We start from the raw sequence: 21,474 nt of genomic DNA on the forward strand, positions 1-21,474 counted from the left end.
CGGGTCTTCCAAAGGGTCAGTGGCGATGCTGGCGGGTGACGCCGGCATCGTAGTGGGTCACCACCTGCTGCCAGCCGGCGGCGCTCAGGGCGTCGTCGTGCAGCGCGGTCGGCGGCGTGGCGGCGCTGCGCTTGAGCCAGATGGTTGGCGTGTCGCCGCCGGGCAGCAGGAGGAAGGTGCCGGCCACCGCGACGTCGCCGCTCAGGCCCAGGTAGGCGCTGCGCTCGCCGCGCTGCAGCAGTTGCCAGCGATGGCCGCCGCGCTTGCTCGCGCTGGCGTCGGCGACGAAGGGCGGCAGGCCCTCGTCGGCCAGGGCCTGCGGGCTGGGCAGGGCCTGCAGCTCGCCTTGCAGCAGGAGGATTTCGTCGTACGCCACGGCGAGGTCGGTGTGGATGCCCTGCTCGGCGGCATTGAGGTCGCGGCGGGCGTCGAGCTGGTGGCCGGCGACCTCCTGCTGCGGCGCCGGCTCGCTCCGCCAGACGATGACCAGCGCGGCGAGGGCGAGGATCGCCAGGCTGAGCAGCAGCACCTGCAGGCTTTCGTGGCCGGCGCCGGCCGGGCGTACCACCTGGGTGGTCATGGCGCGGCGATTTCCGTGTGGTCGATCTCCACCACGTGGCCGGGGCCGGCGTCGAACAGCACGTAGAACTCGCCGTCCGGGCGCTTGAAGCTGAGCCGGGAATCCTCGCCGAGCTTGCCGGGCACCAGCACCTCTTCCTCGTAGCTGATCACGTCGAGAGTCACGCCCGGGGCGCCGCTGCCGTCGGAGAAGCCGCCGGTGCAGACGATTTCCTCGCCGTCGCCGGCTTCGCACTGGCAGATCGGGTTGTGCGCCAGGGCCAGGGGGGCGAGCCCGACGCCGAGGACGAACAGGCCGATACGCAGGGTGGGGGTCATGGTTTGCCTCCTTGTTGCTTGAGCCAGGCGAGGGTCGCCGGCGACGCCTCGGCCAGGGGAATGGATGCCTGGTGCACCGTGCCGTCCCAGCCTTCGGCGGTGATCCACAGCTCGGCGTCGGGCTTGGTGCGCGGCGGTACGGGAATGCTCGCGCCCATGCGATAGGGGCTGCCGAAGAACAGCCCGCCGGCGGCGCGCAGGCTGCGCGGCTTGCCGATGCGCAGGTAAGTGGCCTTGACCTGCTCGCCGCAGCCCTGGCACAGCGCGGCGTTGAACGCCTTCATGTAGCCGGCCGGGCCTTCGAGCTGCGGCGGCAGATTGCGGAACTCGGCCAGGCGCAGGCTCCAGGGGCCGACCTGGACTTCGCCGATCTCGCGCTCGCCCAGGCCGCTGTCGCCGCGAAACAGCGCCACGTCGTGGAAATACTTGGGCATGAAGCCCAGCGGAATCAGGATCAGCAGCGCATTCAGGTGGAAGCGCCATCTGTGCCACCAGCGGCTCAGGGCAGAAGGCGCCGGGGCGGCGGTTGCGGCCTTGCTCATGGACGACCCTCCGAGACTTCGGCGATGGCGATGGGCGCCGCCCGGGTCGGCCGCGGGGCGCGTCTGACCACTGCGGCAGTGGCCTGCACGGTGCGTTTGCTCCAGATCAGCAGGCCGCTGAGCACCATCATGCTCAGCAGCAGGCCGAAGAAGCACCAGATCAGCTTGACCCACAGGCCGCCGAAGTCGCCGACGTGCAGCGGGCGCATGGACTCGGTGACGAATTCCAGCGCGGAGCGGTCGTCGAGCAGGCGCTTGGCGTCGATCTCGCCGTTGTAGGGGTTGACCGTCACCGACTGGAACATCAGCGGATACCAGCCGCGACCCGAGACGGTGATGTGGCCATAGGCATAGATGGGCAGGTCGATCGAGCTGGCCTCCAGGCTGGGCACGGCGCCCTGGGCGATGCTCACCGCCTTGTCCAGGTCGATGCGCGGCACCTCCCTGGCGCTGGCCGCCAGCGGCACCTCCTCGCGGCTCACCACCGGCGGCACGCCCTCGGTGGAGATGGAGATGTGGAAGTCGAACAGCAGCGCGCGGATCAGGAACCAGATGCCGGTGATGGATATCACCGCGATGAACCAGATCGACCAGATGCCGGACAGGCGATGGAAATCGCCCCAGAAGATCCGCGCGCCCTGGCCCACGCGCAGGCGCGGACGGAAGAAGCCTTTCCAGAATTTCTTGTAGACCACCAGCCCGGTGATCAGCGACAGCAGCATCGGAATGCCGGTCAGCGACACCAGGTACCAGCCCCAGCTGAAGCCGTTGGTGAAGGGCACCAGCCACCAGCCGTGCAGGGCACGGGTGAACTGGCGGAAGTCGAACTGCGGGCTGATGCCCTGGATCACCCCGGTGTAGGGGTTGACGTAGATCATCGGCGAGCTGCCGTCCGGGTAGCTGACCCGGGCGGTGAGGGCGAAGTGATCCTCGTCCGGGCGCTCGATGCTCTGCACCACCAGTTCCGGCTCGGCGCGCTGGATCGCCGCCAGCACCTGGCCGTAGCTGAGCCGCTCGGCGTCGTCCGACGGCTTGCTGGCGCGCACGTCCGGGTTGGCCAGCCAGACGATCTCCTGGCTGACCGTGGCCAGGGTGCCGGTGACGCAGATGATCAGCAGGAAGAACCAGACCGGCAGAGCCAGCCAGCTATGGACGAGAAACCAGAGTCTGGAGCGGGATTTCTTGGACATGGTCGCGGGGTCGTTGGCGCGCGCGGCGGGCCGGCGCGGAATGAATGGAGTAAGAAGCGACCGCAAACGCGGATGAAAAGGATTCTAAGTTGCAAACGATTGGCGATCAAGGTTGCCGTGCGCGATCAGCCCGCTCGGCGTTGCGCGCGCCGGTAGTCGCCGGGCGTTTGCCCGAGCCAGCGCTTGAAGGCGCGCTGGAAGGCTTCGGCGGAGGCGAAGCCGAGCAGGTAGGCGATCTCGCCGAAGGCCAGCTCGGTGTCGCGGATATAGGCCATGGCCAGATCGCGGCGGGTGTCGTTGAGAATGGCGCGAAACTGCGTGCCTTCCTCGGCCAGCTTGCGCCGCAGCGTCCAGCTCGGCAGTTGCAGGCGTCTTGCCAGCTCTTCCAGGTCCGGCTCGCGGCCGTGCAGCAGCGGGCCGAGCAACTGGATCACCCGTTCGCGCAGGCTGCGGGTGCGGGTCAGCTGCTCGCGTTCGCGCTCGCACAGTTCCAGCAACTGCTGCCAGGTGCCGGGGCAGTGCTCCGGGTTGCCCTGGGCCAGGCTGGCGGCGCTCAGGCGCAGGCGGTTGGCGCCGGCGGCGAACTCCACCGGGCAGCCGAACAGCGCCTCGTAGCGCTCGGCATAGACCGGCGCGGGAAACTCGATCTCGACCCTCTCCAGGGCCACCGGGCGACCGATCACCTGGCTCAGGTTGCTCTGCCAGCCGGCCAGCACCGAGTCGACCACGAAGCGGTTGTAGGCGTTGTACGGGCTGATGGAATAGAAGTGCAGCCAGGCGCCGCGGCCGTCCTCGACCAAGCCCGAGCTGCCGCGGTAGTTGGCCGCATACAGCGCCTCGAAGTCGGTCAGCACGCGCGCCGCCGCGCCCAGGCTGGGTGCCTGGGCGGCGCAGATACCGGCCAGACCGACCTGACCGAGGCGGCTCAGGCGGCCCATGTCCAGGCCCAGCGCCGGGTCGCCGCACAGTGCGATGGCGCTGTGGCCCAGGCGCATGAAACGCGGGATCGACAGGCGTGCGCGCGGCTCGCTCAGGCGCGCGGCGTCCAGGCCGAACTGCTCGAGCAGCGGCTGCGGGTCGTGCCCGCGTTCGCGCAGGGCCGCGGCCAGCGCCTGGGTGAAGCCGACCGAGAGGTCGCCGAGGCGAACGCGCGAGGCTTTCATAGCCACAGGTTGAGCAGTTGTGCGCCGCGGTCCTTGGCGCCCTGTTGCACCTGGCCGGCGTCGAACGCCAGCCCCGCAGCCTGGCCGCTGCGCCCCCACAGGCGGCCGCGCAGGTGCACCCGGAGGCCGGCGCGTACGCCGTCGGCGTGCAGGTGCCGGGCCAGCTCGGCGTTGTGGCCGGCGCCTTCCAGGTCGCCGGGCATGGCCAGCAGCTCGACCTGCTGGCCGACCAGGGCGGCGCGACTGGCAGCCTGCCGGGCGTCGTCGCCGAGCAGCACGCCGAGGCGTCCGGCCGGTGTGTCGAGCACCTGCAGCGCCGCGCTCGGGGCGGCGCTCACGGCGCCTGCGGCAACGGCCTGGCGCTGCGGCTGGCCCAGCGGATTGCCGGCGCGGTCGAACACCAGGCTGACGTTGTACAGCGGCCCGCGGCCCACCTCGAGGCGGCCCAGTTCGACGCGCGGCTCGGGCAGGACGATGGAGCCGGCCACCAGGGTGATGCCGTAGTCGCGGGCCAGGCCGCCGAACAGCTGCTGGTAGTCCTGGGCCATGGCCCTGGCCTTGGTGCGCAGCAGGGCGTCGTCCAGACGCGCGTCGCCCTCGGCGGCCAGCAGGGCGCGCAGGAAGGCCAGCGGGTTGCTCGCCGCCAGCCAGCGCAGGGCCTGGCGCCGATCCGCGGCGCGGTACAGCTCGTCCTTCTCGCCCACCGCCAGCAACCAGGTGCCGATATGTGCCGGCAGCACGACTACGGTGCGTTCGCTGAGCAGGCCCAGGTCGCGGGCCTGGTCGAGGTAGGCGGCCAGTTTCAGGCGCAGGCGGCCGAGGCTCTGGTAGTCGGCGGCGAACAGCTCGGGCTGGATGCCCAGCAGGTTGCCGCGCGGGCCGGGTTGGCCGCGGTCGAGGGCGAGTCGGCTGCGCAGGTCGGACAGGTAGTGGCCGCTGGGGCGCTGCTCGCACCAGTGGGCGTAGCTGCCGAGGCCGGCGAGCAGGGCGAGGGACAGGACGCTGAGGATCAGTAAACGCATGGCGGGGCTTTCGTTGGAGTTGCGCTGCAGGTTAGGTCGATTGGGCGGGCCTGCCAAGTCAGCTTGCTCATTTCGATCATTATCTTGTCAGTTTCGATCATTGAGCCGGGCTGGCGGGCTCTTTATCGTCTGGCCCCATAACCGACCGCGTGACCATGAGACCGCGGCAATCCGTGAACTGCACCGCGATGTGGAGAATTCCATGACTGCTCGTTACCCGCACCTGCTGGCCCCGCTCGACCTCGGCTTCACCACGCTGAGCAACCGCACCCTGATGGGCTCCATGCACACCGGCCTGGAAGAGAAGCCGGGCGGCTTCGAGCGCATGGCGGCCTATTTCGCCGAGCGCGCCCGCGGCGGCGTCGGCCTGATGGTCACCGGCGGCATCGGCCCGAACGAGGAGGGCGGTGTGTACGCCGGCGCGGCCAAGCTGAGCACGGTCGAGGAAGCGGAGAAGCACAAGGTCGTCACCCAGGCGGTGCACGAGGCCGGCGGCAAGATCTGCATGCAGATCCTGCATGCCGGGCGCTACGCCTACAGCCCCAAATCCGTCGCGCCGAGCGCCATCCAGGCGCCGATCAACCCGTTCAAGCCGCGCGAGCTGGACGAGGAGGGCATCGAGAAGCAGATCCAGGACTTCGTCAACTGCGCCGCCCTGGCCCAGCAGGCCGGCTACGACGGCGTCGAGATCATGGGTTCGGAAGGCTACTTCATCAACCAGTTCCTGGTCGCCCACACCAACCAGCGCACCGACCGCTGGGGCGGCAGCTACGAGAACCGCATGCGCCTGCCGGTGGCGATCGTCCGTCGCGTGCGCGAGGCGGTCGGGCCGAACTTCATCATCATCTATCGCCTGTCGATGCTCGACCTGGTCGAGGGCGGCAGCACCTGGGACGAGATCGTGCTGCTGGCCAAGGCCATCGAGGCCGCCGGCGCCACCCTGATCAACACCGGCATCGGCTGGCACGAGGCGCGCATCCCGACCATCGCCACCAAGGTGCCGCGCGCGGCCTTTACCAAGGTCACTGCCAAGCTCAAGGGCGAGGTGTCGATCCCGCTGATCACCACCAACCGCATCAACACCCCGGAAGTAGCCGAGCAGGTGCTGGCCGAGGGCGATGCCGACATGGTGTCGATGGCCCGTCCCTTCCTTGCCGACCCGGACTTCGTCAACAAGGCCGCCGAAGGCCGCAGCGATGAGATCAACACCTGCATCGGCTGCAACCAGGCCTGCCTGGACCACACCTTCGGCGGCAAGCTGACCAGTTGCCTGGTCAACCCGCGCGCCTGTCATGAGACCGAGCTGAACTATATCCCCACTCAGCAGGTGAAGAAGATCGCGGTGGTCGGCGCCGGCCCGGCCGGACTGGCAGCGGCGACCGTCGCGGCCGAGCGCGGCCACAGCGTGACCCTGTTCGATGCCGCCGGCGAGATCGGCGGCCAGTTCAACGTGGCCAAGCGCGTGCCGGGCAAGGAGGAGTTCTTCGAGACCCTGCGTTACTTCAAGCGCAAGCTGGAAACCAGCGGCGTCGATCTGCGCCTCAATACCCGCGTCGGCGTCGACGAGCTGGCGAGCGGCGGTTTCGACGAGATCGTCCTGGCCACCGGCATCGCCCCGCGCACCCCGGAGATTCCCGGTATCGAACACGCCAAGGTGATCAGCTACCTGGACGCCATCCTCGAACGCAAGCCGGTCGGCCAGCAGGTCGCGGTGATCGGCGCCGGCGGCATCGGTTTCGACGTTTCCGAGTACATCACCCACCAGGGCCAGGCCACCAGCCTGGACCGCGAGGCGTTCTGGAAGGAGTGGGGCATCGACGGCGCGCTTGAGGCGCGCGGCGGCGTCGCCGGTATCGCGGCTCAGCCGCACCCGGCGGCGCGCCAGGTGTTCCTGCTGCAGCGCAAGAAGTCCAAGGTCGGCGACGGCCTGGGCAAGACCACCGGCTGGATCCACCGCACCGGGCTGAAGAACAAGAACGTGCAGATGCTCAACTCGGTCGAGTACCTCAAGGTCGACGACGCCGGCCTGCATATCCGCATCGCCGGCGGCGAGCCGCAGCTGCTGCCGGTCGATACGGTGATCGTCTGCGCCGGCCAGGACCCGCTGCGTGAGCTGCAGCAGGGCCTGGAGGACGCCGGCCAGCGCGTGCACCTGATCGGCGGCGCCGACGTGGCGGCCGAACTGGACGCCAAGCGCGCGATCAACCAGGGCTCGCGCCTGGCCGCCGAGCTCTAAGCAAGAAGACGCCCCGCCTTGTGCGGGGCATTTTGTTTGTGGCCGACAATAACAAGGAGAAGCCCGATGTCCCTCGAAGCCCAACTGCAGCCCGCCGCCGCGGCTAGCCTGCAACGCTGGCACCAGCTTATCGCCGCCAAGGACCTGGGGCCGCTGCCGGAGTTGCTGCACCCGCAGGCGGTGTTTCGCTCGCCCATGGCGCACACCCCCTACCCGGGCGCGCAGGCGGTCAACCTGATCCTCAATACCGTGCTCAAGGTGTTCGAGGACTTCGCCTACCACCGCGAGCTGGCCACGGCCGACGGCCTCAGCGTGGTGCTGGAGTTCAGCGCCAGGGTCGCTGGCCGGGAGCTCAAAGGCATCGACATGATCCGTTTCGACGAGACCGGCAAGATCGTCGAGTTCGAGGTGATGATCCGCCCGATGAGCGGCCTGCAGGCGCTGGGCGCGGAGATGGCGCAACGCCTGGCGCCCTTTCTCGCCGCGGCCAAGCACTGAAATCCATCACAGTTTTGTTTTGCGGCTCGTCGCACTCTGCTGGGCGGCTGGTCGAGTGCCAAGCCCGTCACATTGCTGCGGCGGGTTTTTCCCCTAGACTTGGCTGAACAATGGACGGCGCCGGCAGCTCAGGCCTGACAAGGCCTTGTCGGCAGTCGTCCGTGCGCGCAGATGCCACCCGCGTTGGTCCAGAGGGAAGCCGATGAGAATGCAGAACAAGCCGCAGATGGTGGAAGCCGTGATGTTCTTCAGTGAACGCGGTATCTGCAAACAGATGCTGTTCCCCGAGTTCGAGGCCCTGCTCGACGGCGTGGTCAACATGCCCGAATTCGCCGACCAGCAGATGCGCGTGGCCTTCGTCACCATCAACCCGCGCCTGCTGGTCAAGGCGGCGGTGTTCTTCTACCTGGACTTCAACGCGGACGGCAGCCCCGACAAGGGCTGGAACATCCCCCTGCAGCACCTGGCCGAGCGCGCCGGGCGTGGTCCCGACCTGGGCGCCGGCCCCATCCGCCTGGCCTGCCGCAGCCAGTGCCCGGTGTCCTGGCACCAGATGCACCTGTGGGACCCTAGCCTGGCGCCGGGGCAGAACGATCTGGTGCTGCTGCGCGATGCGGTCAAAGGCAATAAGCTCGGGCTGCTGGTGGAAGACGAGAATGCCCAGGCGGTGGTCGCCGAGCGCCTGCAGATGGCGTCCGAGGACAAGTGGTACGCCCCCGATCCGGCCAAGGAAGTGGCCGATCAGTTGGCGCAGAAGATGGATCAGGAACACCGCCTGAAGACCGCCCAGCTGATCAAGCAGCAGCGCCTGCGCATCAGCAGCCTGAGCCAGCAGCACGAGGAGGAGCTGGCCAAGGCCAAGTTGGCCAGCGAGGAGCAGGGCAGGCACCTGCAGGCGCAGATCCAGGGCCTGCAGCAGACGCTGCGCCAGCAGGAGGAACTCAACGCCAGTCTCAAGGCGCAGCTGGCCGCCCAGGCCGAGAGTTTCCAGAGCAGCCGCGAGGAAATGACCCAGCAGCTGCGCGCCCTCGAGCGCCACGGCCGCACCGAAGGCGATATCCTCCGCGCGCAATTCGACGGCGAGCTGCAGGCCAAGGTCGCCGCAGCGGTGGTGGAGTACAAGGAACAGATCGCCATCCGCGACGTCGAGCTGGCCTACCGCAACGAGCAGGATGCCCAGCTGCAGCGGGAGAACGCCCGGCTCAAGCGCGAGCGCGACGAATTCGCCAGCCAGGGCGGCGACCAGGTGCTCGAGCGCCTGGCCAAGCTCGGCGTGGTATTCGTGGTCTACCACCCGGGCGCCGGCCACCTGACCATCCCGCTGCAGGACATCGCCCGCTACCAGGACAACCCCATGGCCTATGCCGCGGCCAAATGCTTCGTCTCCGAGCCGCAGTACCGCCAGTGGCTGGCGCATTATCAGCAGCCGACCTGCGATGCCAGCCTGCCCAGCGGCGAACGCTGCGCCATTCCCATCGACCGGATCGACTCGCCCAGTCGCTTCAACGCCGGCGACTCCAACTGCTGCGCGCGGCACAAGGCGGGTAGTCGCCTGCGTACCGTCGGCTGATCTTGGCCCTGCAATTCCCCGACTGGCGCCCGCAGGCGGCGCTGCAACCCCTGCATCTGGACTGGCTGGACGCGGCCGGCATCGAGCTGGCCTGCCTGCGCCTGGAGCTGATCGACCCGCTGGTGTCCGGCAACAAGTGGTTCAAGCTCGCTCCGCACCTGCAGGCCGCCGCTGCCGGCGGCGCAGCCGGAGTGATCAGCCTGGGCGGCGCCCATTCCAATCACCTGCATGCGCTGGCCGCGGCCGGCAAGCGTTTCGGCTTTGCCACCGTCGGCCTGCTGCGCGGCGAGCCGCAGCAGACGCCGACCGTCGTTGATCTGCAGGCCTGCGGCATGCAACTGCACTGGCTGGGCTACGGCGGCTACCGGGCGCGGCATCAGGCGGATTTCTGGCAGCCCTGGCTGCAGCGCTACCCGCGCTTTCATCCGGTCGACGAGGGTGGCCTGGGCCTGCTCGCGGCCGAGGGCTGCAGCGGCCTGGTGCAGATGGCGCGGGCGCAGCTGGACGGTCTCGGCTGGGACAACTGCGACGGCTGGTGGCTGGCCGCCGGCACCGGCACCACCCTGGCCGGCCTGGTGCTGGGCGAGGTGGGGCGCTGCCCGGTGTACGGCGCCCTGGCGGTGCCCGGCAGCCATGGTGTGGCCGCGCAGGTGAGCGCGCTGCTGCGCCAGGCCGGTCGCCCCGATCGGGGCTATCGGCTGATCGAGGCGGCGCGCGGCGGCTTCGCCCGCATCGACGACGAGTTGCACGAGTTTATCCTGCGCAGCGAGCGGGCCAGCGGCCTGCTGCTGGAGCCGGTCTACACCGGCAAGGCGTTAATGGCGTTGCGCCAGCATGTCGAGGCCGGTTACCTTGCCCGCGGCAGTCGCCTGATCTTCGTCCATACCGGCGGTCTGCAGGGGCGGCGCGCACTGATGGGCGCCGCCGCCGACTACACTGAGGTCTGACCAGCGGAGCCTGGAATCCCCCATGAGCGAACCTCTCCACCCCGAACAGCTGCGCAGCCTGACCCCGCTCAACGTGCTGTCCGACCAGCAGTGGCGCGAGTTGCGCAGCCAGCTGGTGCCGCAACCCCTGCTGGCCGGTCAACTGCTGTTCCGCCAGGGCGACCAGGCGCGCCTGACCTACTACCTGCTGGCGGGCGAGCTGCAGTTGCAGGGCGCCGACGGCCAGGTGCAGCGTCTGCGGGCCGGCAGCGAGGCCAGCTGCCATCCCTTGTCGCCCAGCCTGCCGCGGCTGCACGAGGCGCGCGCGCTGAGCGACGTCAGTGTGCTGGCCATCGACAGCGCCACCCTGGACCGTCTGCTGACCTGGCGCCTGGCCTACCAGGACCTGCTGCTGGCGCTGCAGCAGAGCGGCACGGACGTCGAGTGGCTGGAGCGCCTGCTGGACAACCCGCTGTTCGCCAAGGTGCCGCCGGCCAACGTGCAGAACATGCTCGGCCGCCTGCAGCGCGTCCAGCTCCCGGCCGGCAGCCGGGTGCTGGAGGAGGGCGCGGCGGGCGATTGCTGCTTTTTCCTCGAAAGCGGCCGTGCCGAGGTGATCCGCGGCGCCGGCGGCGATAGTCAGGTGCTGGCCGAGCTGGAGGTGGGCGCCTGTTTCGGCGAGGAGGCGCTGCTGGCTGACCGGCCGCGCAACGCCACGGTGACCATGATCGAGGACGGCAGCGTGCTGCGCCTGGATCGCCAGGAGTTCTTCGCCCTGCTCAAGGCGCCGGTGGTGGCCGAGGTGTCCCTCGGCGAAGCGGCGCGTCTGCTGGCCCAGGGCGCGCAGTGGCTGGACGTGCGCCTGCTCGAGGAATACCAGCAGGCGCATGCGCCGCAGGCCCTGCACATGCCGCTGCAGCTGTTGCGCCTGAAGACGCGTCTGCTGGACAAGGCGTGCACCTACCTGTGCTACTGCGACAGCGGCAAGCGCAGCGCCAGCGCGGTGTTTCTCCTCGCCCAGCTGGGTTACAGCGTCTACGCCCTGCGCAACGGCCTCGATGGCCTGCCGGCGGTGCAGCGCGACGCCCTGCTGTGCGAGAGCGGCGCAGGCTACCTGGCGCGTTCGGGCGGACGCATCGAACGCAGCCGCTGAGCTGAAGGCGGGGCGGTTGCGGCGCGCATGCGATCCGCGGAGGGCTGCAGCCTGTCCCGGATTGCAGCCGGGCTACGGTCTGTCGACCGCCTGGGGCTCGGCCTGGCCCGGCCACTGGTCGCCGACCAGAAAGATCCGCTGCACTTCCTGCCAGCTGCCGTCAGCGGCTTCTTCCAAACTTACCAGTAACTGCGCGCCGGCCTGTGCCGGCAGGGCATCCAGCCATTGCTGCAGGCGTTCGCCCGACCAGCGCTGCTCGGCGTCCACCCGCGCCGGGGCCAGCCAGGCCAGGCGCGGCAGCGGCTGCCAGACGCTCGGCGGCTGCTCGCGGAGGAAGGCCGGCCAGTCGCGGCGGTGCAGCCAGCGTCCGCGCAGGTGCTGCGGCGAGGCTCCGCGCGGCGCGGCGCAGCTCTGCGCCCAGGGATAGAACAGGTAGCCGCCGAGCCACAGGGCGGCCTGGGTGTCGCCCAGTCGCAGGGCGTTGAGCGTGCTGCGCGCCTCGCGCCGCGAGGACAGCGGCAGCTGGCGCTGGCTGAGGTGGGCCAGCTTGAGGTCGAGGCGGTCGTGGCTGCCGGGGCCGAGCCACTGCGCGGCGTCGCCGCCGTCTTCGGCGGGCGGGCCGAGGTAGAACTTCACCGCCAGCTCCAGGTGGTGCTCGCCCTCGGCGTCGCGCAGCAGCAGGTCCAGCTCGCCCAGGGTCTGGCCGCTCTGGCGGATCGGCAGGTTGGCCGCCAGCACCTCGATATCCGGCGCGCCATGCAGGGCGAACTGCCACAGGCGTTCGTAGTACAGGCCCAGGCGGCGCACCGGATTGCCGGCCAGCCAGACGCTCAGCTCGCCGTCGTCGCGGTCCAGCCGGCGCAGCCAGTCGGCCAGCAGTGCCGGCTGGGTGCCCCAGCGGCTGGCCTGCAGCGGGTGGCGCTGCGGTTTGGGCGTCTGCCCGAGCAGCGGCGGCGACAGCAGCACCCAGGCCAGGTCGCGGACGGCGGGGCGGTGCAGGTGGCGGGGCAGGTCGTGGAGGACATCGAGCGGGCTCATGTAAGCGAGCATAGCCCAGTGCGGTGGGCGGTTTGCTGCGGCCTCGGCCTTTGACCGATAATCGCCGTCTCTCCCATCTCAAGTCTGGCGGGCATCCCATGGAGCAATTTCGCAATATCGGCATCATCGGGCGCCTCGGCAGCACACGGGTGCTGGAGACCGTCCGCCGACTCAAGCGTTATCTCATCGACCGCCACCTGCACGTGATCCTCGAGGACACCATCGCCGAGGTGCTGCCCGGCCACGGCCTGCAGACCTCCTCACGCAAGATGCTCGGCGAGGTCTGCGACCTGGTGATAGTGGTCGGCGGCGACGGCAGCATGCTCGGCGCGGCGCGTGCGCTGGCCCGGCACAAGGTGCCGGTGCTGGGGATCAACCGCGGCAGCCTGGGCTTTCTCACCGATATCCGCCCCGACGAGCTGGAGTTCAAGGTGGCCCAGGTGCTCGAAGGCCAGTACCTGACCGAGAACCGCTTCCTGCTCGAGGCCGAGGTGCGCCGCCACGGTGAAGCCATCGGCCAGGGCGATGCGCTCAACGACGTGGTGCTGCACCCAGGCAAGTCGACGCGGATGATCGAGTTCGAGCTGTTCATCGACGGCCAGTTCGTCTGCAGCCAGAAGGCCGACGGCCTGATCGTCGCCACCCCGACCGGCTCCACCGCCTATGCGCTGTCGGCCGGCGGGCCGATCATGCACCCCAAGCTCGACGCCATAGTGGTGGTGCCGATGTACCCGCACACCCTGTCCAGCCGGCCGATCGTGGTGGACGGCAACAGCGAGCTGAAGATAGTGGTGTCGCAGGACCTGCAGATCTACCCGCAGGTCTCCTGCGACGGTCAGAACCATTTCACCTGCGCGCCGGGCGACACCCTGCACGTGGCCAAGAAGGCGCAGAAGCTGCGCCTGATCCATCCGCTGGATCACAACTATTACGAGGTCTGCCGCACCAAGCTGGGTTGGGGTAGCCGCCTCGGGGGGCACGACTGAATGTCCCTCGACCCCCATCGTGGTTACGACCTGATCGGTGATATCCACGGCTGCGCGCGCACCCTGGAGCGCCTGCTGGAGCAGCTCGGCTATCGCCAGCAGGGCGGCGTGTGGCGCCATGCCTCGCGCCAGGCGATCTTCCTCGGCGACCTGATCGACCGCGGCCCCGGCATCCGCGAGGCCCTGCACCTGGTGCAGGCCATGGTCACGGCCGGCCAGGCGCTGTGCATCATGGGCAACCACGAATTCAACGCCCTGGGCTGGAGCACGCCGGCGCCGCCGGGCAGCGGCCGGCAGTTCGTCCGCGAGCACAGCTCGCGCCACCAGCGCCTGATGCGCGAGACCCTGGCGCAGTTCGAGGCCTATCCGCAGGAATGGCGCGAGTTCCTGCGCTGGTTCTACGAGATGCCGCTGTTTCTCGATGCCGGGCGTTTTCGCGTGGTGCATGCCTGCTGGGACAGCGGCCTGATCGAGCCGCTGCGCGCGCAGTTCGCCGACGGCTGCATCGACGAGCATTTCGTCCAGGCCTCGGCGGTGCCCGGCAGCTTCGCCAACCTGGCCCTGGATCGCCTGCTGCGCGGCACCGACATGCGCCTGCCGCATGGCCTGACCCTGACCAGCGACGACGGCTTCACCCGTTCCTATTTCCGTACCAAGTTCTGGGAAGAGAATCCCGAGACCTATGGCGACATCGTCTTCCAGCCCGACGCGCTGCCCGAGCTGGCGGCGCAGACGCCTTTGACCGAACTGCAGAAGGACGAGCTGCTGCGCTACGGCGCACACGAGCCGTTGCTGTTCGTCGGCCACTACTGGCGCCGCGGCAAGCCGGCGCCGATCCGCGCTAACCTGGCCTGCCTGGACTACAGCGCGGTGGTTGGCGGCAAGCTGGTGGCCTACCGCCTGGACCAGGAGCAGCGCCTGGAGTCGGGCAAGTTCGTCTGGGTCGACGTCGATCCCGCGGAGGCGCCGCGATGAGCGCCGTGGCCGTGCTGCGCCTGCCGCTCGCCGCCGATCTGAGCGGTTTCGTCGCCCTGCTGCGGCGTCTGCAGGTGCCGCACCGGGTGATCGAGGAGGGCGGCGAGCAGGTGCTCTGGGTGGCCGGCGAGGAGTTGGCCGAACAGGTGCGCGAGCTCTATGCGCGCTACCCGGATGGCGATGCCGCCGGCGAGGTTGCCGACCCCGTCGCGCCGGAGCGCGAGGGCGTATTGCAGCAACTGCGCCGCAGTCCGCTGACTGGCGCCGTGCTGCTGCTGACTTTCATCGTTTTCGCCGTGACCGCGGCCGGGGAGAACTTCGCCGCCATCCGTTGGCTGAGCTTCGTCGACTTCCGTATCGACGGCGAGCACCTCTATCTGACCTACCTGGAGGCGACGCTCGCCAGCGGCCAGTGGTGGCGTCTGCTGACGCCCATGCTGATCCACTTCGGCTGGCTACACCTGGCGATGAACAGCCTGTGGTACTGGGAGCTGGGCCGGCGCATCGAATTTCGGCAGGGCGCCATCGGTCTGCTCGGGCTGACCCTGCTGTTCGCCCTGGCGTCGAACTTCGCCCAGTACTGGTGGGCCGGGCCGTCGCTGTTCGGTGGCTTGTCCGGCGTGCTCTACGGCCTGCTCGGGCATTGCTGGATCTACCAGCGTCTGGCGCCGAACCCGGCCTACCGCCTGCCGCCCGGCGTGCTGGTGATGATGTTGGCCTGGCTGGCGATCTGCATGACCGGCGTCTTCGAACTGCTGCAGTTCGGCGCCATCGCCAATGCCGCGCATCTCGGCGGCCTGCTCACCGGCTGCCTCACCGGGCTGCTTGGCGGTATGCTGGCCAGACGCAGCGCTTGAACCGATCATATTGACCGTTCCGGCGGGTTGCACCCGCCCCAGGATCCATCCGGAGACCCCATGTCGTCCTTTCTCGAAGCCATCGAAAACATCACCCCGGAAATCTACCAGAGCCTCAAGCTGGCCGTGGAAATCGGCAAATGGCCCGATGGCCGCAAGCTGACTCAGGAGCAGAAGGAGCTGAGCCTGCAGGCGATGATCGCCTGGGAACAGCAGAACCTGCCGGAGGATCAGCGCACCGGCTACATGGGCCCGCAGGAGTGCAGCAGCAAGTCCGAGCCGGTGCCCAACCTGTTGTTCAAGTCCTCGGAAACCCTGCACTGATGAGCGAACTGGGACGAGGCTCGCTGAGCAAGATGGCGGCGCGCCTGGACGCGCCGGTGCAGTACGCCTTGCGCCTCGGCGACGAAGAGGTGCCGGTCAACCCGCTGCTGGGCAAGACGTTGCGCCTGGAATACCTCGGCGCCATCCACTGCAGCCATTGCGGGCGCAAGACCAAGACCAGCTTCAGCCAGGGCTACTGCTACCCCTGCATGCAGAAGCTGGCGCAGTGCGATCTGTGCATCATGAGCCCGGAGAAGTGCCACTTCGATCAGGGCACCTGCCGCGAGCCGAGCTGGGGCGAGCAGTTCTGCATGACCGACCATATCGTCTACCTGGCCAATTCCAGCGGCGTGAAGGTGGGCATCACCCGCGCCAGCCAGGTGCCGACCCGCTGGATCGACCAGGGCGCGACCCAGGCGCTGCCGATCCTGCGCGTGGCCACCAGGCAGCAGTCCGGCTTCGTCGAGGACCTGCTGCGCAGCCAGGTGGCGGACAAGACCAACTGGCGCGCGCTGCTCAAGGGCGATGCCGCGCCGGTCGACCTGCCGGCGATCCGCGAGCAGCTGTTCGCCAGCTGCGCCGCGGGCATCGCCGAGCTGCAGCAGCGCTTCGGTCTGCAGGCCATTCAGCCGCTCGGCGCCGCCGAGGTGCTGGACATCCGCTATCCCATCGCGGCCTATCCGGCCAAGATCGCCAGCTTCAACCTGGACAAGCAGCCACTGGCCGAGGGGACCTTGCTCGGGATCAAAGGCCAGTACCTGATGTTCGACACCGGCGTGATCAATATCCGCAAGTACACCGCTTACCAGCTGGCCGTCCACGAGATCGCCGCCTGACCCCCGATTGCCACCCGGCGCCCGGCGCGCCGCAGACGAGAGGCCAAGAGCCATGCGTACCGAACAACCGAAGATGATCTACCTCAAGGACTATCAGGCCCCCGACTACCTGATCGACGAGACCCACCTGACCTTCGAGCTGTTCGAGGACCATAGCCTGGTGCACGCGCAGTTGGTCATGCGCCGTAATCCCGAGGCCGGCGCCGGCCTGTCGGGGGCCCGCATGCCGCCGCTCGTGCTGGATGGTCAGCAGCTTGAACTGCTGGAGCTCAAGCTCGACGACCGCGAGCTGGGCGAAGGCGATTACACGCTGACCGACAGCCACCTGACCCTGCAGCCGACCCAGGAGCGTTTCGTGGTCGACAGCACGGTGCGTATCCATCCGGAAAGCAACACCGCACTGGAGGGCCTGTACAAGTCCGGCAGCATGTTCTGCACCCAGTGCGAGGCCGAGGGCTTTCGCAAGATCACCTTCTACCTCGACCGCCCGGACGTGATGAGCAAGTTCACCACCACGGTCAGCGCCGAGCAGCATAGCTACCCGGTGCTGCTGTCCAACGGCAACCCGATCGCCAGCGGTGCGGAAGAGGGCGGTCGGCACTGGGCGACCTGGGAAGACCCGTTCAAGAAGCCGGCCTACCTGTTCGCCCTGGTCGCCGGCGACCTCTGGTGCGTGGAAGACAGCTTCACCACCATGAGTCAGCGGGAAGTCGCGCTGCGCATCTACGTCGAGCCGGAGAACATCGACAAGGTGCAGCACGCCATGGACAGCCTCAAGCGCTCGATGAAGTGGGACGAGGAGGTCTACGGCCGCGAGTACGACCTGGACATCTTCATGATCGTCGCGGTCAACGACTTCAACATGGGCGCCATGGAGAACAAGGGCCTCAACATCTTCAACTCCAGCTGCGTGCTGGCTCGCGCCGAGACCGCCACCGACGCCGCCCACCAGCGCGTCGAGGCGGTGGTGGCCCACGAGTACTTCCACAACTGGTCGGGCAACCGCGTGACCTGCCGCGACTGGTTCCAGCTGTCGCTCAAGGAAGGCTTCACCGTGTTCCGCGACGCCGAGTTCTCCGCCGACACCCACTCGCGCACGGTCAAGCGCATCGAGGACGTGGCCTATCTGCGCACCCACCAGTTCGCCGAGGACGCCGGCCCCATGGCCCACCCGGTGCGCCCGGATGCGTACATGGAGATCTCCAACTTCTACACCCTGACTATTTATGAAAAGGGCTCGGAAGTGCTGCGCATGATCCACACCCTGCTCGGGCCGGAGCTGTTCCGCAAGGGTTCGGATCTGTACTTCGCGCGCCACGACGGCCAGGCCGTGACCTGCGACGACTTCGTCAAGGCCATGGAGGATGCCAGCGGCGTCGACCTGACCCAGTTCAAGCGCTGGTACACCCAGGCCGGCACGCCGCGCCTGGAGGTCAGCGAGGCTTATGACGCCGCGGCCCAGACTTACAGCCTGAGCTTCCGCCAGAGCTGCCCGGCCACGCCGGGGCAGAAGGACAAGCAGCCCTTCGTCATCCCCGTCGCGCTCGGCCTGCTCGATGCCCAGGGCCACGAGCTGCCGCTGCGCCTGCAGGGCGAGGCTGCCGCGCAGGGCACCAGCCGCGTGCTGTCGGTCACCGAGGCCGAGCAATGCTTCACCTTCGTGGATGTCGCCGAGCGGCCGCTGCCGTCGTTGCTGCGCGGCTTCAGCGCACCGGTCAAGCTGCATTTTCCCTACGACCGCGACCAGCTGATGTTCCTCATGCAGCACGATTCGGACGGCTTCAATCGCTGGGAAGCCGGCCAGCAGCTGTCCGTGCAGGTGCTGCAGGAGCTGATCGGCCAGCAGCAGCGCGGCGAGACCCTGCTGCTGGATCGGCGCCTGGTCACGGCGCTGCGCACGCTGCTCGAGGATGAAGCGCTGGATCAATCCATGGTCGCCGAGATGCTCTCGCTGCCGGGCGAAGCCTACCTCACCGAGATCAGCGAGGTGGCCGACGTCGAGGCCATCCACGTCGCCCGCGAGTTCGCCCGCAAGGAGCTGGCCAGCGCGCTGTTCGAGCCACTGTGGGCGCGCTACCAGGCCAACCGCGAAGTGTCCAAGGTCACCCCCTATGTCGCCGAGGCCGCCCACTTCGCCCGCCGCAGCCTGCAGAACATCGCACTGTCCTACCTGATGCTCAGCGAGCGGCCCGAGGTGCTGGCCGTCTGCGTCGATCAGTTCGAGAACGCCGACAACATGACCGAGCGCCTGGCGGCGCTGGCGGTGCTGGTCAACTCGCCGTTCCGGGACGAGCAGGGCAAGGCCCTGGCGATGTTCGCCGACTTCTTCAAGGACAACCCGCTGGTGATGGATCAGTGGTTCAGCGTGCAGGCCGGCTGCCCGCTGCCCGGCGGTCTGGAGCGGGTGCATGCGCTGATGCAGCACGAGGCCTTCACCCTGAAGAACCCGAACAAGGTGCGCGCGCTGATCGGCGCCTTCGCCAACCAGAACCTGGTCAACTTTCACCGCGCCGACGGGGCGGGCTACCGCTTTCTCGCCGACCAGGTGATCGCCCTCAACGCCCTCAACCCGCAGATCGCCTCGCGCCTGCTGGCGCCACTGACCCGCTGGCGCAAGTACGGCGCCGCCCGTCAGGCGCAAATGCAGGCCGAACTGCAGCGCATCCTCGCCTCCGGCGAGCTGTCCAGCGATGTCTACGAGGTGGTGAGCAAAAGCCTGGCCTAAGACGGGTTCTGCTGCACAAGAAGTGTTACCAGTCTCTGGCTGGTAACACTTTTTTGTTACTCAAAGAAATATGCCCTTCGCCTGTTATGCATTTGCACACTTAAGTTAGGGTCTTGGCCCTTGACTGAGTGGCGCTCTTGCTTGCGCGTAAACCCACGCGAGACCTCTAGCAAGGGGCATAAAGCGTCGGATCGTAGGACAAAAGACGCCACCGGCCAGGCGAATAGCTGACAGATTGGTCAGTGAATGATCAGTCACCGAAGGAAACACCGCCGATTGTCTAACTAGCGCCTTTGCGCTGATACGCTCGTTTGAATTGGCACCATGGTTGCAGTGCAGGACGGGATTCGGCCCCACGCCGCTGTGCCAGGGGCCGCTGCAATGCATTGGCGCAAGCCAAAACAAGCCGTCGTCAGTACGGCATATCGCCGTCCCGCCTGCGGGATCGCCCAAAAGAATGATCTGTCCACGGAGTAAAGTCTCGATGGAAATTAAGTCCCGCAAGCCCGTTCTGCGATTTGCCCCGGCCACCGCCGGCTTCGCGTTCGCTGGCGTCCTGCCGTTGCTGGTTGCCGCCCAGGTTCAGGCGGTGGAGTTCAGCTTCGCCGACAACGAAATCACCGGTTCCATCGATACCACCGTGTCCTACGGCCAGCTGTGGCGCGTGCAGGGCCAGGACAAGAGCAACAACGACATCAACACCAACGACGGCAACCGCAACTTCGATACCGGCCTGGTTTCCGAAGTGTTCAAGATCACCACCGATCTGGAAGCCTCGTATCAGAACTACGGCGTGTTCGTGCGCGGCACCGCGTTCTACGACACCCAGATCATGGACAAGCGCAACGACTACTACGGCGCCAACGATCCGGCCCAGCCGAGCCAGAATTTCCCGCGCGACGACAGCTTCACCTACGAGACCCGGCACAAGGCCGGCCGCGATGCGCAGATCCTCGATGCCTATGTCTACGGCAACTGGGACGTGGGCGATATGCCGGTCTCCGGCCGTCTCGGCAAGCAGGTGTTCAACTGGGGCGAAGGCCTGTTCTACCGCGGCGGGGTGAACACCACCAACCCGGTCGACGCCGCCAAGTTCCGCCTGCCCGGTTCGGAAGTGAAGGAAGTGCTGGTGCCGGTCGAGGCGCTGAGCTTCAACCTCGGCCTGACCGACAACCTGTCGATGGAAGCCTTCTACCAGTGGAACTGGAAGGAAACCGCGGTCGACCCGGTGGGCACCTACTTCTCCGAGACCGATCTGTTCGCCGATGGCGGCAACACCGCCTACACCACGGTCGATGCACTGTCCAATCCGCTGTTCCAGACCGTTTACAACGGCGCGGTGAATGGCGGTTTCGCCGGTCTGCCGGCCAACTTCGGCGGCTTGCAGGGCACCAACTATCTGGACAGCAACGGCGTGATCAAGGTGGCCAGCGTCGGCTCCGACATCAATGCCAAGAACGATGGCCAGTTCGGCGTCGCCTTCCGTTATATCGCCGAAGAGCTCAACTCCACCGAGTTCGGCTTCTACTTCGTCAACTACCACGCCAAAGAACCGACCATCTACGCCGATATCAACTCCACCTACGCCGGCCTGAACATCGATCAGCTGGCCAGCCTGGGCAGCCTGCTGGGGGTCAGCGCCACCAGCTACGACGATCTGGTCAGTCAGGCCGCCAGCAACCCGGCCGCGGCTACCGTGCTGGGCCTGGTCAACGGCGCCGCCGCCGTGGACGTGGCCAACCAGGTCAACGCCCGCCGCGAGTACGCCGAAGATATCCGCATGTACGGCATGAGCTTCAATACCACGGTCGGCGAGGCCTCGGTGTTCGGCGAGCTGTCCTACCGGCCGAACCTGCCGATCGGCATCGCCACCACCAACGACCTGCTAGGCGACCTGCTCGGCCAGGCCGCCCACCTGTCTGCCGGCCGCCCGGTGAACATCGGCGGTCAGATGGTCGATATCGACGATCAGATCCACAACTCCACCCGTGTCGAGGCCTTCAACACCTCGCTGGGCACCATCTACAACTTCGGTCCGTCGCTGGGCTTCGACTCGCTGTTCGGCGTCGCCGAGCTGGCGTCCGAGCACGTGCGCGGCGACAGCCTGCAGTACGTCGATTACCAGGGCAACGTGCGCTACTACGCCGGCCGGCCGAACAACTCCTACGTTTCCGGCTATGACCGCGACGACCAGATCAACAAGAACGCCTACGGCTACACCCTGGTCATGTCCGGCACCTGGAACGACGTCTACGCCGGCGTCAACCTGTCGCCGTTCGCCGTGTTCAAGCACGACTTCGAGGGCAACTCGCACCAGACCGGCAACTTCGTCGAAGGCCGTATGGCCTACACCGTCGGCATGCGCGCCAGCTACCTGAACAGCCTGGAAGCCGAGATCCAGTACACCGAGTTCTACGGTGCCGGGCAGAACAACGGTTCGCGCGACCGCGACAACGTCGGCGTCAACGTCAAGTACTCCTTCTAACGAGCCTGTCCACGATCTGCTGCGCGTCGGCTAAACGGCGTTGAAAACGAC

At 67.7% G+C, this 21,474-nt stretch carries 19 protein-coding genes; 12 read left to right on the forward strand and 7 right to left on the reverse strand.

From position 1 onward, the window contains the following. Positions 1-16: 16 nt before the first annotated feature. From ACIGFL_RS06475 to ACIGFL_RS06500, 6 genes are all read right to left on the reverse strand, one after another. The gene (locus tag ACIGFL_RS06475; protein WP_397496529.1) at positions 17-580 is read right to left on the reverse strand and encodes a DUF6162 family protein; all 564 of its coding nucleotides are present in this window, start codon (positions 578-580) and stop codon (positions 17-19) included. Further along, the gene (locus ACIGFL_RS06480; protein ID WP_021444579.1) at positions 577-897 is read right to left on the reverse strand and encodes a hypothetical protein; all 321 of its coding nucleotides are present in this window, start codon (positions 895-897) and stop codon (positions 577-579) included. The genes ACIGFL_RS06475 and ACIGFL_RS06480 overlap by 4 nt, the downstream gene beginning before the upstream one ends. Next, a complete protein-coding gene (locus ACIGFL_RS06485) occupies positions 894-1,439 on the reverse strand; it encodes a hypothetical protein (protein WP_021444578.1) in 546 nt (181 codons plus the stop codon). Before ACIGFL_RS06485 ends, ACIGFL_RS06480 begins: the two co-directional genes overlap by 4 nt. Then, the gene (locus ACIGFL_RS06490; protein ID WP_122107388.1) at positions 1,436-2,629 is read right to left on the reverse strand and encodes a PepSY domain-containing protein; all 1,194 of its coding nucleotides are present in this window, start codon (positions 2,627-2,629) and stop codon (positions 1,436-1,438) included. Before ACIGFL_RS06490 ends, ACIGFL_RS06485 begins: the two co-directional genes overlap by 4 nt. 125 nt (positions 2,630-2,754) lie before the next feature. Further along, the gene (locus ACIGFL_RS06495) at positions 2,755-3,792 is read right to left on the reverse strand and encodes an AraC family transcriptional regulator (protein WP_397496530.1); all 1,038 of its coding nucleotides are present in this window, start codon (positions 3,790-3,792) and stop codon (positions 2,755-2,757) included. Further along, the gene (locus tag ACIGFL_RS06500) at positions 3,789-4,814 is read right to left on the reverse strand and encodes a carbon-nitrogen hydrolase family protein (RefSeq protein WP_397496531.1); all 1,026 of its coding nucleotides are present in this window, start codon (positions 4,812-4,814) and stop codon (positions 3,789-3,791) included. The genes ACIGFL_RS06495 and ACIGFL_RS06500 overlap by 4 nt, the downstream gene beginning before the upstream one ends. Positions 4,815-5,016: 202 nt before the next feature. On the opposite strand from ACIGFL_RS06500, the gene ACIGFL_RS06505 reads away from it, so the two are divergent. The 5 genes from ACIGFL_RS06505 (at position 5,017) to ACIGFL_RS06525 (ending at position 11,197) form a co-directional block, all read left to right on the forward strand. Next, positions 5,017-7,050, forward strand: a complete 2,034-nt coding sequence (locus ACIGFL_RS06505; protein ID WP_397496532.1) for an FAD-dependent oxidoreductase — start codon at positions 5,017-5,019, stop codon at positions 7,048-7,050. A 66-nt stretch (positions 7,051-7,116) separates the two neighbouring features. Next, entirely contained in the window at positions 7,117-7,548 is a 432-nt protein-coding gene (locus ACIGFL_RS06510; protein WP_021444514.1) for a nuclear transport factor 2 family protein, read from the forward strand. 202 nt (positions 7,549-7,750) lie between these two features. Continuing rightward, positions 7,751-9,118: a chromosome partitioning protein ParA gene (locus tag ACIGFL_RS06515; RefSeq protein WP_397496533.1), complete on the forward strand. Its 1,368-nt coding sequence runs from the start codon at positions 7,751-7,753 to the stop codon at positions 9,116-9,118. A gap of 8 nt (positions 9,119-9,126) precedes the next feature. Beyond that, entirely contained in the window at positions 9,127-10,065 is a 939-nt protein-coding gene (locus ACIGFL_RS06520) for a 1-aminocyclopropane-1-carboxylate deaminase/D-cysteine desulfhydrase (RefSeq protein WP_397496635.1), read from the forward strand. 22 nt (positions 10,066-10,087) lie between these two features. Beyond that, the gene (locus ACIGFL_RS06525; protein ID WP_397496534.1) at positions 10,088-11,197 is read left to right on the forward strand and encodes a cyclic nucleotide-binding domain-containing protein; all 1,110 of its coding nucleotides are present in this window, start codon (positions 10,088-10,090) and stop codon (positions 11,195-11,197) included. Between the two features lie 72 nt (positions 11,198-11,269). Here the strand turns inward: ACIGFL_RS06525 and ACIGFL_RS06530 are convergent, their stop codons facing one another. Further along, a complete protein-coding gene (locus ACIGFL_RS06530) occupies positions 11,270-12,235 on the reverse strand; it encodes a DUF1853 family protein (RefSeq protein WP_397496535.1) in 966 nt (321 codons plus the stop codon). Positions 12,236-12,333: 98 nt separating this feature from the next. Between ACIGFL_RS06530 and ACIGFL_RS06535 the strand changes: the two genes are divergently transcribed. The 7 genes from ACIGFL_RS06535 to ACIGFL_RS06565 all read left to right on the forward strand — a co-directional run bounded on the left by ACIGFL_RS06535 (position 12,334) and on the right by ACIGFL_RS06565 (position 21,423). Then, positions 12,334-13,221, forward strand: coding sequence for an NAD(+) kinase (locus ACIGFL_RS06535; RefSeq protein ID WP_021445926.1), 888 nt, complete (start codon positions 12,334-12,336; stop codon positions 13,219-13,221). Beyond that, entirely contained in the window at positions 13,222-14,196 is a 975-nt protein-coding gene (locus tag ACIGFL_RS06540) for a metallophosphoesterase (protein WP_397496536.1), read from the forward strand. Next, positions 14,193-15,053: a rhomboid family intramembrane serine protease gene (locus ACIGFL_RS06545; RefSeq protein WP_397496537.1), complete on the forward strand. Its 861-nt coding sequence runs from the start codon at positions 14,193-14,195 to the stop codon at positions 15,051-15,053. The genes ACIGFL_RS06540 and ACIGFL_RS06545 overlap by 4 nt, the downstream gene beginning before the upstream one ends. Positions 15,054-15,113: 60 nt before the next feature. Next, the gene (locus ACIGFL_RS06550) at positions 15,114-15,377 is read left to right on the forward strand and encodes a YeaC family protein (RefSeq protein WP_021445929.1); all 264 of its coding nucleotides are present in this window, start codon (positions 15,114-15,116) and stop codon (positions 15,375-15,377) included. Beyond that, positions 15,377-16,213, forward strand: coding sequence for a DUF2797 domain-containing protein (locus ACIGFL_RS06555; RefSeq protein WP_021445930.1), 837 nt, complete (start codon positions 15,377-15,379; stop codon positions 16,211-16,213). The genes ACIGFL_RS06550 and ACIGFL_RS06555 overlap by 1 nt, the downstream gene beginning before the upstream one ends. 52 nt (positions 16,214-16,265) lie before the next feature. Beyond that, the gene (gene pepN, locus ACIGFL_RS06560; RefSeq protein WP_397496538.1) at positions 16,266-18,938 is read left to right on the forward strand and encodes an aminopeptidase N; all 2,673 of its coding nucleotides are present in this window, start codon (positions 16,266-16,268) and stop codon (positions 18,936-18,938) included. A 484-nt stretch (positions 18,939-19,422) separates the two neighbouring features. Beyond that, the gene (locus ACIGFL_RS06565; protein WP_021445932.1) at positions 19,423-21,423 is read left to right on the forward strand and encodes a DUF1302 domain-containing protein; all 2,001 of its coding nucleotides are present in this window, start codon (positions 19,423-19,425) and stop codon (positions 21,421-21,423) included. Positions 21,424-21,474: the final 51 nt, after the last annotated feature.

Origin of the sequence: Pseudomonas sp. NPDC077649 (assembly GCF_044542855.1) — a bacterium.
Lineage (GTDB): Bacteria > Pseudomonadota > Gammaproteobacteria > Pseudomonadales > Pseudomonadaceae > Aquipseudomonas.